Raw genomic sequence first — 13,984 nt, forward strand, 5'->3', positions numbered from 1 at the left:
CTGCCGGATCAGTCGATCTGCGCGTCCAGGGCCAGCAGCTTGTCGCGGAAGTCCTCGTAACCGCGGTCGATCAGGGAGATGCCGTGGACGGTGGAGGGGCCGGAGGCCGTCAGTGCGGCGATCAGGTGGCTGAAGCCGCCACGCAGGTCGGGCACATCGATGTCCTGGCCGGTCAGCGGGGTGGGCCCGAAGATGACCGCCGAGTGGTTGAAGTTGCGCTGCTGGAAGCGGCAGGGCAGGGATCCCAGGCACTCCTTGTAGAGCTGGATGGTGGCGCCCATCTGAATAAGCGGCTTGGTGAAGCCGAAGCGATTCTCGTAGACGGTCTCGTGAACGATGGAAAGACCCTTGGCCTGAGTGAGGGCCACCACCAGGGGCTGCTGCCAGTCTGTCATGAATCCGGGGTGCACGTCGGTCTCGATGGCCACGGGCCGCAGGTCGCCGCCCGGATGCCAGAAGCGGATGCCGTCGTCGCGCACGTCGAACTGGCCGCCGATCTTGCGGAAGACGTTCAGGTAGGTCATCATGTCGGGCTGGTGGGCGCCCTTGACCATGATGTCGCCATGGGTGGCCAGGGCGGCGGAAGCCCAGGAGGCGGCTTCGATCCGGTCGGGCAGGGAGGTATGGGTGAACCCCTTCAGGGAGGGCACACCCTCGATGCGGATGGTCCTGTCCACGTCCACGGAGATTTGCGCGCCCATCTTCTGCAGAACCGCCACCAGGTCCATGATTTCGGGCTCGGTAGCCGCGCCTGACAGCTCGGTACGCCCCTCGGCCAGGACTGCCGCCAACAGGGTCTGCTCCGTTGCGCCCACCGAGGGGTAGGGCAGGTGGATCTTGGCCCCATGCAGGCCGTCCGGCGCTGTGATGTGGATGCCGGACTCATGCTCCTTGTCGACATTGGCCCCCAGCTTGCGCAGGGTCTCCAGATGGAAGTCGATGGGTCTGCTGCCGATTCGGCAGCCGCCCAGAACGGGGATGAACGCCTCCCCCATCCGGTGCAGGAGCGGCCCGGAGAAGAGGATGGGTATGCGGGAAGAGCCCGACAGGGTGTCCACATCGGCCACATCGGCCAGCTCCACATGGCTGGCGTCGATGGTGACCACGCCCTCCTGCGGACGGACGTCCACCTTGACACCGTGAAGCCTCAGCAGGTCCGAGACCACCTGGACATCGCGGATTACAGGCACATTCTTGAGTACCGAGACACCCGGAGCCAAAAGGGCGGCCACCATGGCCTTACTGACGAAGTTCTTGGCCCCGCGGACCTGTATGGTGCCATGCAGGGGCCTGCCGCCCACCACATGCAGCACATCATCCTGTGTATTCACCTTGGGCATTTATCGGCTTCTTTCTCGTATCCGCTCAGAGCCGGGCTTTGGCACATCATCGGCCCTTATTGCAAGTCTGCCACAGGGGGTGTGGGGACACCGTGAATTGTCGCCTCAGGCATAGAGCGTCCACCCTGTCAGATACCGGTCAGGCGCCGGCTGAACCGAAGGGGGTCAGCATGGTGAAGCCCATGATCAGCAGCAGCATGATGAAGAATGGGCAGGCCCAGGCGCCATAGACGTTCGTATAGGTGCGGTTTTCCCGCAGAAAAGCGACAATCCGATGGCGACCCAGGTAAAGGACCAGGACGGCTGCCAGCATGCCTGCCAGCATCATGAGCACGTTGATGTAGGAGGACATATTGTCGCTCATAAACCCGAGAAGGAGTTCCAGCCCGTCGCTGACGACCAGATTGTTGAACACGTGCAGAGCTATTGACCAGAAGATGGAGTATTCGCAGGCCAGATAGCCTAGGAGCAGACCCATGATGAAAGCGAAGAACCCCTGGCCAAGGTCGCCATGGAAGAAGCCGAACATGACCGCAGAGGTGACGATGGCGAAGACGTGGCCGTAGGGCTTCAGCGCGTGCAGGATGGCACCTCTGAAGACCAGCTCCTCGATGACCGGGGCCAGCAGGCTGACGTATATAAACATGGGAATGGTACCCGAGGCCTGCTGAATCTGCTCGGTCGTGGTCCAGGACTGCTGCACTCCCAACCGCGCCGCGGTCCAATCCATGCCCGACTGATACCAGTCGGCCAGAGTCTGCCCGGTCAGCGTCAGTGCAAAGCATCCCAGCAGAACCTGCCATGTCATGGGATGCAGATCAGTGTGGAAGATGCCCGTAGGGCCGGAATCGCAGATCTGCCGGCGTCGTGTGAAAACCAGGAAGCAGAGGCCTGTGCAGGCGGCGATCAGATTGATGATGCCCCCATACTCCTTGTCGGCATGGCTCATCACATATATAAATCCGGAGTGGGCAGGCACCGGATCAAACACGGCATTCCACTCCATCTGAGCCAGGACACCGAACAGAAGGCCGACGCTGTTGATGATAAGCAGGTAGACCAGCAGCAGGGCGGCCTGACGGTTGAGCATGCCCCTGGCCGCACTCATCCATGCGCGATCCGCCGTGCCTTGTCTGGGCTTCTGAGTCTGCCCGGTCCCTGACGCGTCGGCCGCCGTCGCTGTCTGCCCCATCTCACCATGCCCTTTCACGATCCTCTGCAGGTTTGGCCATCCGGCATTGACCTCCAGCTGGTCCAAGTCTACGCCACCACCGGCAGCACCCATACGTCACGCGCTAGAGCAGACCGGGCACGAACTTGAAGACCGTCAGCAGCAGGCAGAGCAGCAGATAGAGCAGGAACCAGGGCTGCCTCCAGGAAACGTACGTTCCCTTAGGGGCCCGATAGCGCCGCCGGTAGTCCAAGAGGCTGGCGCGGCGCAGAAAGAACATGACCAACCCAGCCAGAACCAAGACGAGTGCCACTGCCAAAATCGACAGACGGGCGGTTCGCGGGGCGCTCATCAGATACCGGTTGGGCAGGCCACTGAAGAGCAGATCGCCGACCACACGGGCTCCGATGGCCCAGATCAGACCATACTCCAGGGAGCAGTATCCCAGTGCCAGCCCCAGCAGGAAGATCCAAAGACCAGAGACCGGATCACACTGGAGCAGGGCGCAGAGCAGGGATGCGGTCAGGATGGCAAAGACTCGACCAAACCGACGCAGTCCGTTAAGGATGATGCCACGGAACACCAGCTCCTCAGCCAAGGGAACAGCCAATAGCGCGTACAGGGCCATCATCGGCGAGGAGGCGCCCGTGACCAGCAGACTGCGCGAAGCCAGGGAGGGGATGTGCAGAAGCAGGCAGAAGTGGTTGAAGAACTTGTTCAGTTCATGGACCATCCCCTGGCCCAGCAGGAGCACCGCCACAAGGGCCAGCAGAGCCGCCACCGTCATTCTTCTATCTGTGCGCCAGTGGACGGCGTCCTGTCCTCGCTGATCCTCGCCTCGAATAACGCTCCACTCTGAAATACAGGCATAGGTCAGCGCCAGCAGGACCGACAGTAGGGTAATTCCATCGGACAGGAAGGCTATGGATCCGGGGTCTTTGACCTGCTCCATGATGACAGGCAGAATCATCCCTGAACCGACCATGAGCACCAGAACCGATATGGCCAGGTAGACGAAGGCGAAGGCGGCCTGGCCATTGACGGCATGGAGGACCCCCGAACTGGCTGTGTAGGTGGCGGACTTTTTGGCAGTGGGTTTGGCCGCAACTGCAGCAGCTGGCGTGGCAGCGTCGAGTTCACTCGGAACAACGATCGGCCGCGAATCGGCCGGCGCCGGTCGGCCTGCTCCTACGACGGGTTCTGCAGAAGAGTTGGAAACGACCCTGGGGGCTGCCGACTCGACTGAAGGACGGGTGCGGTTACGAACAGACCGCCGCTTGGACAACCGACGGGCTCCTCCACTCCTTTTACGACCTCTGGTGGAGAGGCCCAGATGAGGACCATGCGAAGAGCCGGACGGCTTGGTTGCGTCCGTCGTTGCGGCCTTGGCAGCCACAGCAGCTGCAGCAGCCTCGGCAGCCTTGGCCGCGAGAGCCACCGAAGCACCTGGAGAAGATACGGACGTCGGTGAAGATGCAAACTGAACGACCGACTGCGTCCCTGAAGCTGCATTCGCAGCATCGGAAGATTCAGAAACGGCAGGCTGAACGGCAATGCCTTCTTGGCCGGTCTGCACGGGCTGACCGGCATGATCCTTCTGCGCGAGCGCCGGCCCCTGTCCCCCGATAGCCTTTGAGGAAACGACCCGACCACCGGTGCCGTCACTGGCGACTGCAGCGGGCTGGGCAACTACCCGTGGAGTCGAACAGACACGACGCCCCTGGTGCTCGGCCTCGCTGGCCACGGATTGTGCAGCGGCATCGCTCTGTCCTGGAGCCGAGGAACCGGTGACCAGGGAATTCCAGTCCGCATCCGAACGACGGACAACGACTGGCCGATCGGCGAATACCACGGGAGTCGCAGGCGCAGAGACCTCCGGACTCGGTTTCGCAGACATCGAAGCCTGAGAGCCGGAGGCCGAGGGCGCCTCGGCTGTAATCACCGACTTGGGTTCGGCTGTTTTGACTCCGGAAGGAGCGGGAGCGGAAGCTTTTGATGACTCCTGCTCAACCTTGGAAGGTGCCAGGACAGCTGAATCGACAGCATTGGCAGACGATGCGGAAGCTGCAGGTTTGCCTGCACGGGTGCTTGTGGACGGCTTACGACGCTTGGGCATATTCCAAGAGAAGACCGGGCCTTTGTTCGTCTCGGGCCTGGTCCAGGACCAAACGACCTTGACTGCAGGCTTCTCCTGCTGTGCCGAGGTCCCTGAGACCGTCCCGGTGGCCTTGGAAGCCTCCAGCTCTCGGCGAACCACCACACGCCGCGGGGATGGCTCTTGGCCGGAATCCTTTCCGCCCTGCCCGTCAACCGGCAGGTCTGCCGGAGGAAATGCGCGAACTTCCGGTTGACTGGCCATGGTGACCGAGTTCAAAAAATCATAGGATCCGGGAAGCACCGAGGGTCGTTCACCAACTGGCATGGCACCCTTATGCCCCTTGCCACCAGCTCCGTCATCACCCAGAAGAGCGGTCTTCCTATGGGCTATCCGCCCCGGGTAGGCCAAGCCATCATCCACCGCCTCCCCCGGCAGGCTCAAGGGTGGCAGGCTGATGGACCCTTCCTCATAATCCCAGTGGCGCGCGTAATCCTTGCTGGCACTGTGGCTTGCAGTCATGAGGGCAATAGATGAGCGCGACACCTTCAAGCGCCCCTGATCGCTTTGGGCATCGGCAGACTCGCCGCCGCTGTCGCGATCCTCATCATCCCTCATCCGTCGATGATCCTTCCCCTTCATGCACTACCGTACGACCGCCAAGGGCGTCCAGCGACACGAACCTTTCCCCACGTTCATATCAACACTACATGTCCGAGTCTAGCCCGACCCCGCCCTTCCCTCGACAGAATCCCGACAATGGGCCAGTGCCATCGACTGTCTGCTCAGGACAGCCCCGGCACGAATTCGCTCAGGGCCATCAGCAGGCATGCCAGGCAGAAGAGCAGGAACCAAGGCGCCCTCCAGGAAGCGTATATCCCCTTGGGAGCGCGATTGCTTCGGCAGTAATCACGAAGAGTCCCCAGCTTGAACAGCAGTCCGACGACTCCGGTCAGCAGCACCAGGATCATGAGCAGGCCTAGGCCGATGCGAACAACCTCGGGTGCCAGGGGCATGTACTTGGCCAGCAGACCTGAAGAGAAGGCATTGTTGAGCATGTGCACCAGCAGGGACCAGACCAGCCCGTACTCCATGGCCAGATAGCCCAGAACCAGGCCGGAAATGAAACCGAACAGGCCCTGAACCAAGGAACCATGCATGAAGCCGAAAAGCAGAGAAGAGGTAATAATAGCGAAGACTCGACCAAAGCGGCGCAAGCCGTTCATGATGACCCCGCGAAAGACCAGCTCCTCGGCGAAGGGTCCCAAAAGAATGGCATAAAAGAGCATGATCGGCGTTTCCATGCCGCTCTCGTCAGGTGAAGCCGGCGGATGCAGACCGGTTCCGGACAGAATGGCACTCAGCCCGGAGTTGGCTGCACCGGCCACCAGCTGACTGAGGAAGAAGCAGGCCAAGGCGATGATCAACGCCAGCAGACTGAACCGGCGCGCAGTGACCCAACGCACCTGGTCCTGGCCATGCCGTTCATGGCCTACGATGACCGGCCACTGACTGATCAAGGCAAACAGCAGGGCAAGCACAACGGAGATAACCACTGTCCAGTCCGACAAAGGACCGTTGTATTGCTCTTTGGAGGCGTGTGGGAAGAGAGCAGGCAGAACCACCTTGCCCCCCAAAAGACCCGCCAGGGTCTCGATGGCCACATAGATAAAAGCAAAAGCACTCAGGGCATTCACTGCCTGTCTAACGCCCCAGCTGTGCACATCGCCGCTGCTGTGCCTCATGATAATCGCCCCTCTTTGCTTGCCAACCGGTCACAGTCGACCAATGACTGTCACATTCCATGGTAGGCGAAGAGGGGGCGAATGACTTTCATATCAGGGCGCACGGCCCGTCGGTCAGATGATGCCGCGGTCAGCCAGGGGTCCAGGCCAGTCAATTTGGCCCTCCCTTGCTGAAGTAACCGGCTCTTCGGGCATGTGCTGGGCCGGCAGGGTACGCGGCTTGAAGGGGAATCGCTCGGCCCGCATGCGCTCATAGGCACGGATGTCATCCTCGTGCTGCAGGGTCAGATCGATGTCGTCGTAGCCATTCATAAGCCGCCATCGCACATAGTCGTCCACCTGGAAGGGCAGGGTCACATCCGCGCAGGTGACCGTGCGAGCGCCCAGGTCCACAGTCATCTCTGTGCCGGGGTCCTCCTCCAGGAGCTTCCAGAGCAACTCCACTGATTCCTGGGACATGATGGCGGCCAGGACCCCGTTCTTGGCGGTGTTTCCATAGAAGATGTCAGCGAAGCGGGGGGCGATGACCACGCGGAAGCCATAGTCCCGCAGAGCCCAGACCGCATGCTCGCGCGAGGAGCCGATGCCGAAGTCCGGCCCGGCCACCAGGACGCGGGCACCTGAGTATTCGGGCCGGTTGAGCACGAAATTCGGATCCCTTCGCCAGGCGTAGAAAAGCGCGTCCTCGAAGCCGGTCTTCTTCACCCGCTTCAGGAATACGGCGGGGATGATCTGATCGGTGTCGACATTGGAACGACGCAAGGGCACCCCGACCCCGGTTACAACGGAAAGTGGCTCCATGATGACCTCCTGCCTGCTGGATGGCGATGACGATAACGAATGATTGATGGGCCTACAAATCGGCCGGGGAGCAGATGGTTCCCCTGATGGCCGTCGCAGCGGCCACCTCGGGCGAAGCCAGATGCGTCCTGCCGCCCTTGCCCTGACGACCCTGGAAGTTGCGGTTGGATGTGGAGATGGAGCGCTCCCCCGGCACCAGCTGGTCGGGATTCATTCCCAGGCACATGGAGCAGCCGGCGTTGCGCCATTCGGCTCCGAAGTCCTCGAAGATGCGGTCCAGCCCCTCCTTCTCGGCCTGAATGCGAACGCGCGAGGAAGCCGGCACGACCAAGACGCGATGCAGGTTCTTGGCCTTGTGATGCCCCTTCATGATGGCCGCCGCTGCGCGCAGATCTTCGATGCGCCCATTGGTGCAGGAGCCGATGAAAACGGTGTCCACGGCAATGTCCCGGATGGGCATCCCCGGTTTCAGGCCCATGTAGTCGATGGCCTCCTGGGCCGCCTGGCGCTTAGCCGGGTCGGCGATCTTCTCTGGCACAGGCACATCAGCGGCAATGGGTAGACCCTGCCCGGGGTTGGTACCCCAGGTCACGTATGGGGTCAGCTTGTCGGCATCCAGAATGACCTCCTTGTCGAAGACTGCATCCGGGTCAGTGGGCAAGGTACGCCAGTAATCCAGGGCCTGATCCCACATGGCCCCCTTGGGGGCGTGCGGCCGACCCTCCAGATAGGCGAAGGTAGTCTCGTCCGGAGCAATCATCCCGGCCCTGGCCCCTGCCTCGATGGACATGTTGCAGATGGTCATGCGCGCGTCCATGGACATGCGCCGAATGGCATCGCCCCGGTACTCCAGAACGTGCCCTTGGCCGCCACCCGTGCCGATCTTGGCGATGACGGCCAGGATGACGTCCTTGGCGCCCACGCCGGGTTTGAGCTGGCCTTGGACAGTGATGGCCATGGTCTTGAAAGGCTTCAGGCTCAGGGTCTGGGTGGCCAGAACGTGCTCCACCTCGGAGGTTCCGATGCCGAAAGCCAGGGCCCCGAAAGCCCCGTGGGTCGAGGTATGCGAATCACCGCAGACGATGGTCATGCCGGGCTGGGTCAGCCCCAGGACGGGCGCAAAAGCATGGACGATTCCCTGGTCGGCATCCCCCAATGGGTGCAGACGAACACCGAACTCGCGGCAGTTGCGCTCCAGGGTGGAGATCTGCAGGGCCGAGACCTTGTCGGCAATGGGCCGATCGATGTCGATGGTGGGGGTGTTGTGATCCTCGGTGGCGATGACCTGGTCCAGGTGACGGATCTTCCGGCCTGCCAGGCGCAGACCCTCGAAAGCCTGTGGACTGGTCACCTCGTGCATAAGCTGCAGATCGATGTAGATCAGATCGGGCTCGCCCCCCTGGCCTTTTCTGACCAAATGATCGGCCCAGACCTTTTCCGCCATTGTGCGTCCCATATCGCCTCCTGAAAGTCCACGACCGGCTGGGTTACCAACCTCATCAGCACCCCGCCGGCCTCTTACCACCGAGTATGGAACTGCCCAACCGTTATGAGCTTTTGCATTTCATATACTGAGATGGCATAATTCAACCATGGACACACCTTCTATGAACGACGACGACAGATACCCTTCCGTAAACGATACAAACATGCATCAGGAGGAGATTCATTCGGGTGTCGGCGTTCTGGACAAGACGGTGCGAATTCTGGATACCCTGGAGACCGGACCCATGACCCTGGGCCAGCTGGTCAACGCCACCGGGTTGGCTCGACCCACAGCACACCGACTGGCCATCGCCTTGGAGCGCCATCGCTTCGTGCTGCGGGACGCGCATGGCCGCTTCGTCCTGGGCTCCCGCTTCGCCGAACTGGCCGCTGCCGCCGGCGAGGATCGACTGCTAACCGCCTCAGGGCCCATTCTGCATACACTGCTCAACCGTTCGGGCGAATCAGCCCAGATTTTCCGCCGCCAGGGCGAGGTCAGGGTCTGCATCGCTGCAGTGGAACGCGCCTCGGGCCTGCGCGACTCCATTCCCGTAGGCGCCCTGTTGTCCATGGAGGCCGGGTCGGCGGCACAGATTCTGCTGGCCTGGGAGGAACCTGAGCGCCTCCATCAGGGACTGCGACACGCCAAGTTCAACGCAGCGACCTTGGCTACGGTTCGCAAGCGCGGTTGGGCCGAGTCCATCAACGAGCGGGAAGAGGGCGTCTGCTCCATCTCGGCCCCCATCCGCAACGGATCCGGGCAGGTCATGGCCGCCATATCCATCTCAGGGCCGGTCAACCGCATGTCCACCACGCCGGGGAGGCGCTACGCCCCCTTGGTCATGGCCGCCGGCAAATATCTGACCGAAGCCCTGCTACGAGCCTCATCTCCCGCCCGTCGTAGGGTCTGAGCGGAAATTCCTAACCCCTTGGCCCTGATCGCCGCCGGGTTGAGCCCCAGGAGGCGATCAACCCGGCCAGGGCCGTCAGGCCGCCTGCCAAGACCCCGGGCCGACGCAGGAGGTTGACTGCATCCCCGGTAGAGGTTGGCACGTGGCTCATGGCGAAGGTGTATACCTTGTGGGATCCTGGCCGCCCAACCAATTGCCCGAACTCCAGGAGCTGGGTGCGAGGATGATGGGGATGGCGGATGTCGAACTCGAAGAGCCGTGCCGCCCGTTTGCTGGGCACCGGACCGTAGGATCCGAATCCGCATGTGGGCGTGGCCCCCAACGTCAGATCCCCGCTGCGTCCGACGAAGCCATTGCGATGGTCATGCCCGGCGAAGAGGGCGAAGTAGCCCCGGTTCCGGGTCAGCAGGTCATACTCGCCGCTGTCCTCGTCCGGACAGGAGACGCCCTCGCCCAGGTAGGAGCCCGGGTAGGTGCGCGTCTCATCCAAGACGTAACAACGGGAATCGAAGCTTCGATAGCCCTGGACCGCATAGGCTGTGGTGGCCGGCACCGGCTTGAGCAGATCATAGAACTGAGGAATGGGCATGTGTTGGAAGACGATGGATCGGTTGCCTAGTAGCTCAGGAGCGGCCGCCAGAAAGTCCAGGGCCTGGGCCGAAGGTGAGCCATAGCCGCCTGTACGGGCATAGTCGCCAGAGTCAAGCAGGACCAGTCCCATGACCACCCCGTGACCGTCGCGATCCGCCACAGGCAGGGCGAAGGTGCCCGGGGCGCAGACGAAGGCCGTCTGAGAGGGCAGGGCCGATCCAATCAGCGCATGAACCCGATCAGGATGGGCAACTGTAGCCTCCGGGTTCAAGCAACCAGGCACCTCCCGATAGATGGCATCCATCTGATCGGTGTCCAGGCCGCACTGAAAGTCGTGGTTGCCATAGGTGACGACGAATGGAATCCCACGTTCAACCAGTGGACCGGTGATCAGGCCAACGGTTCTACGGACCAGGTCCTCGGTGTGCTTGATGTTCTGCCGACGTACACGCTCGGCATCCCTGCGACTCAGCTCCCTGTGGTCCGCATCAGCTTGACCATCCTGGGATTTGGCGGAGCGCTTCAGGGAGGCTCCCCCAAATCCCAGGGCACCGCCCATGCTCAGACCAGCCGAATAGATGCCATCCAGGGGGGTGCTCCAACGTCTCTTACGGAAGGTGCGCTCGTAGGCCGTGTCGTAACCGGCCACCTGGTTGCCCGAGAAGACCACCAGATCGGGCTTTGCCGCATCGCAAGCCGCGCCTATCAGCCTGATTGTGTCCGGAGAGACCTTGGGACCCTCTTGGACGTCGGCCAGCTGCAGAAGTCTGAACTTGCCCGAGTAATGGAACTGAAGTCGTCCCAGCCGGGCCGAAACAGACAGCGGTCGATCATGCTCTCCCTCGCCGCCTTGTGGGGAGACTTGATCCGCGTGGTTATGCTGACTCATACGTCTAGCCTACTTCACCCGGCTTCGCTCCTAGGACTATCTGTGCAGCCCCCTTACGAACCGGATTCAGGCCTCAGCGTCATTACAGCACGGTGACACCCTGGTGTTAGCTTGACCACAGTGGTTACGACGACAGCCAGGACCGGGCCAGCAATCTTCAGGGCTGGCCCCGGTCTTGGTATATTGGATACGTTGCGGTTCTTAACGAGATAGAGGGAGCGTACCTCCATGACAGAAGGACAAGAGCTCCTGTTGCGCAAGGATCTTGAGCGGGTCGTTGATCGTCTACACCAGGAGCGTACCCATGTGGCTCCCTACCAGGATGATTACCGTCGACTGCTGGATAACCATGGCAAGATGATTCGCGCTGCCATGGTGGTCCTCTTTGCCCGGGCCGGATCACGGACCGGAGGGCGCCTGGACGACACCGTCATTACCGGTGCCGCCGCCATCGAGATGCTTCATCTGGCCACCTTGGTCCACGACGACGTCCTGGACAACGCCCCCATCCGCCGCAACAAGCCGACGGTCCACACCATCCGGGGCAACAAGGCCGCCATCTATCTGGGAGATCTGATCCTTTCGCGCTACATGGAGATCATGGCCTCCATCGCTCCTGACACAGCCTTTATCCGCGAGCAGGCCGGTACGGTCTGTGAGATCGTAGGCGGCGAGCTCTACCAGGAGTCGGACCGCCACCACACCCATATAACCATTGACGATTACGACCGGGCCATCTCGGGCAAGACCGCAGCCCTCTTCCGCCTGGCCTGCCTGACCGGAATCCGCCTTGATGGCCAGCCAGCTGACCCGGCCTTGGAGCAGACCGCCAGAGACTTTGGCGGCAATCTGGGCATGGCCTTCCAGATCATCGACGACATCAACGATTTTGATCTGGATCGTGACACCGGCAAACCCAAGCTGGAGGATATTCGCGACGGAATCTACACCCTGCCGGTTCTGCTGGGGTTCCAGGAGGATGAGAACTTCAGAACCTTGGTCCAGCAGGACGATCCCGACCGGGTGGTCGACTACCTCAGAGCACACCCCCAGTTGATTGAGGGCAGTCGGCGAATTGCCAAGGACTACCTGCAACGGGCTGCGAGCGGTCTCGACGATTCCCCCATGCCTGAGGGCGTATGCAACTTGCTGCAGCGAATCGTGACCAAGCTGACCGCCCAGGTCTGACCGAATCGGCGCGAAGGAACCCACGCAGCATAACCAGAGCGAGTGAGCCCAGCCTGGTATCAGCCACGAACCGAGCATCCGTCACATCTGTCACTTCATGCTCGTCATTGCTCTCTTCTCTTAAATCTCATCGCCACTGGCTGCAACTGAATGGTGCTAATAGCAAACCCCGATGACAGCAAATCCCCCGTTCCGAACCATGCGGTCCGAAGCGGGGGATTTACCGAAGGGGAAGAAAGGGTTTGAGGTCAGTCGACCATCAGGCCAAGGCAACCCGAGCCGGTGCGCCATGAACCTTGGCAGGCTGCGGCCCATTGCCGTCATCCGGCTTGTAGAAGGGTCCCTGGTGCAGGGTCCTCCTGGTGTAGAAGATCATGACTCCGCCCAGAACCAGGAAAAGCAGGAAGTAAACAATGCAGGTGAAGAGCAGGTTCGGCACCGTGCTGGTGGGCGAAACTCCATCGGCAATAGTCTGGTAACCGTAAACCAGCCATGGATAGCGTCCAAGCTCAGTCACCAGCCAGCCACTGGTCGTCGCAGCGAAGGGAGCGAAGGTGAAAATACCCATAATCCAGAGCTTCCAGCGCGAGGTGAACAAGGTGTTCTTCTTCTTACGTGTGAACCAGAGCACCAATGCCGATATCAGGGCAAAGGCAAACCCGATCCCGACCATCAGACGGAAGACCCAGAATAGGGTGGTTACCGGCACGTAGTAGTTCATATCCTTGCCAAACTTGGCGTCGTACTTCTCGTGCAGCTCCTTGTTGACGGTGTTCATGCCCTTGACGGCGCCTGTCTTCTTGCCGTAAGCCAGCTGCGACATGGCTCCGGGAATCTCGACGGACCCCTCAATCTTATGGTCCTTTTCATTGATCAGAGCCACAGCATTCCAAGGGGCGGGATCACCGGTGTCCTCATAGATGCCCTCGGTGGCAGCCAGCTTCATAGGCTGATCAGTCACGATGTACTTGCCTTGCAAATCACCGTAGGTAATCACGCAGATGGAACCGATAAGCCCGAGCAGCGCAGCCAGACGGATGGACTTGGTAAACAAGGTGACCTTGGCCTGCTTCTCGGAGTCGGCCTCGACAGCGGCCACGGCTTGGCCCTTGTTTCCCATATGCATCCTCAGCAGGCTGAAGGCACTGCAACCCATGACCACGAAGGCTCCTGTGCAGACGGCGGCGAAGAAGACGTGGGGGAACTCAATCCATAGCTGGGGATTGGATACGACGTCACCAAAACTGCGCAGCCTCACATGACCGGTGGCCTGGTTAATCTCGAAACCAACCGGATGCTGCATGAAGCTGTTGGCAGCCAGAATCCAAATGGCCGACATGGAGGAACCAAGGAAGGTCAGCCAGATGAAGACCGCATGCACGGCCGGCTTGAACCTATTCCAAGTGAACATCCACACGCCGATGAAAGTTGATTCCAGGAAGAATGCCAGCAGAGCTTCGATGGCCAGGGGGGCTCCGAAGATGTCACCCATGAACCTGGAGTAGTTGGACCAGTTCATACCGAACTGGAACTCCTGGATGATGCCGGTGACCACGCCGACTGCGAAGGAGAGCAGGAAGATCTTGGACCAGAACATGGTCATCTTCTTGTAGACATCCTTCTTGGTCACCACATAAATAGTCTCCATGATGGCGACCGCCAGGACCAGACCGATGGTCATAGGGACATAGAAGAAGTGGAATATCGTCGTCATGGCGAACTGGAATCTAGACAATCCCAATACAGTGAACATCGTTCCTCCCAATCT

At 60.9% G+C, this 13,984-nt stretch carries 10 protein-coding genes; 2 read left to right on the forward strand and 8 right to left on the reverse strand.

The window, feature by feature from the left end; all coding sequences use genetic code 11:
• Nucleotides 1-8 precede the first annotated feature (8 nt).
• From murA to leuC, 6 genes are all read right to left on the reverse strand, one after another.
• Nucleotides 9-1,340: a UDP-N-acetylglucosamine 1-carboxyvinyltransferase gene (gene murA / locus AACP62_RS06080; protein ID WP_045935015.1), complete on the reverse strand. Its 1,332-nt coding sequence runs from the start codon at nt 1,338-1,340 to the stop codon at nt 9-11.
• A gap of 139 nt (nt 1,341-1,479) precedes the next feature.
• Complete coding sequence (locus AACP62_RS06085) at nt 1,480-2,625, reverse strand: CPBP family intramembrane glutamic endopeptidase (RefSeq protein ID WP_339347068.1); 1,146 nt, start codon at nt 2,623-2,625, stop codon at nt 1,480-1,482.
• Between the two features lie 10 nt (nt 2,626-2,635).
• On the reverse strand, nt 2,636-5,224 hold the full coding sequence (locus tag AACP62_RS06090) for a CPBP family glutamic-type intramembrane protease (RefSeq protein ID WP_339347070.1): 2,589 nt from the start codon (nt 5,222-5,224) through the stop codon (nt 2,636-2,638).
• A 167-nt stretch (nt 5,225-5,391) separates the two neighbouring features.
• A complete protein-coding gene (locus AACP62_RS06095) occupies nt 5,392-6,351 on the reverse strand; it encodes a CPBP family intramembrane glutamic endopeptidase (RefSeq protein WP_339347071.1) in 960 nt (319 codons plus the stop codon).
• Nucleotides 6,352-6,465: 114 nt separating this feature from the next.
• Complete coding sequence (gene leuD, locus AACP62_RS06100) at nt 6,466-7,152, reverse strand: 3-isopropylmalate dehydratase small subunit (protein WP_339347073.1); 687 nt, start codon at nt 7,150-7,152, stop codon at nt 6,466-6,468.
• A 52-nt stretch (nt 7,153-7,204) separates the two neighbouring features.
• Nucleotides 7,205-8,608 carry a 3-isopropylmalate dehydratase large subunit gene (gene leuC, locus AACP62_RS06105; protein WP_029677684.1) on the reverse strand — a complete coding sequence of 468 codons (1,404 nt, stop codon included), beginning with the start codon at nt 8,606-8,608 and terminating at the stop codon, nt 7,205-7,207.
• A gap of 151 nt (nt 8,609-8,759) precedes the next feature.
• On the opposite strand from leuC, the gene AACP62_RS06110 reads away from it, so the two are divergent.
• Nucleotides 8,760-9,548, forward strand: a complete 789-nt coding sequence (locus AACP62_RS06110; RefSeq protein ID WP_044097623.1) for an IclR family transcriptional regulator — start codon at nt 8,760-8,762, stop codon at nt 9,546-9,548.
• Nucleotides 9,549-9,558: 10 nt separating this feature from the next.
• On the opposite strand, the gene AACP62_RS06115 is transcribed toward AACP62_RS06110, so the two are convergent.
• Nucleotides 9,559-11,028, reverse strand: a complete 1,470-nt coding sequence (locus AACP62_RS06115) for a metallophosphoesterase family protein (protein WP_339347076.1) — start codon at nt 11,026-11,028, stop codon at nt 9,559-9,561.
• 228 nt (nt 11,029-11,256) lie between these two features.
• Here AACP62_RS06115 and AACP62_RS06120 point away from each other — a divergent pair, with 228 nt between their 5' ends.
• Entirely contained in the window at nt 11,257-12,216 is a 960-nt protein-coding gene (locus AACP62_RS06120; RefSeq protein WP_339347077.1) for a polyprenyl synthetase family protein, read from the forward strand.
• A 259-nt stretch (nt 12,217-12,475) separates the two neighbouring features.
• Here AACP62_RS06120 and AACP62_RS06125 read toward each other — a convergent pair whose 3' ends face one another.
• A complete protein-coding gene (locus tag AACP62_RS06125; RefSeq protein ID WP_029677680.1) occupies nt 12,476-13,969 on the reverse strand; it encodes a cytochrome ubiquinol oxidase subunit I in 1,494 nt (497 codons plus the stop codon).
• Between the last annotated feature and the right edge of the window lie 15 nt (nt 13,970-13,984).

It is taken from the genome of Bifidobacterium apis (genome assembly GCF_036986835.1).
GTDB lineage: Bacteria > Actinomycetota > Actinomycetes > Actinomycetales > Bifidobacteriaceae > Bombiscardovia > Bombiscardovia apis_A.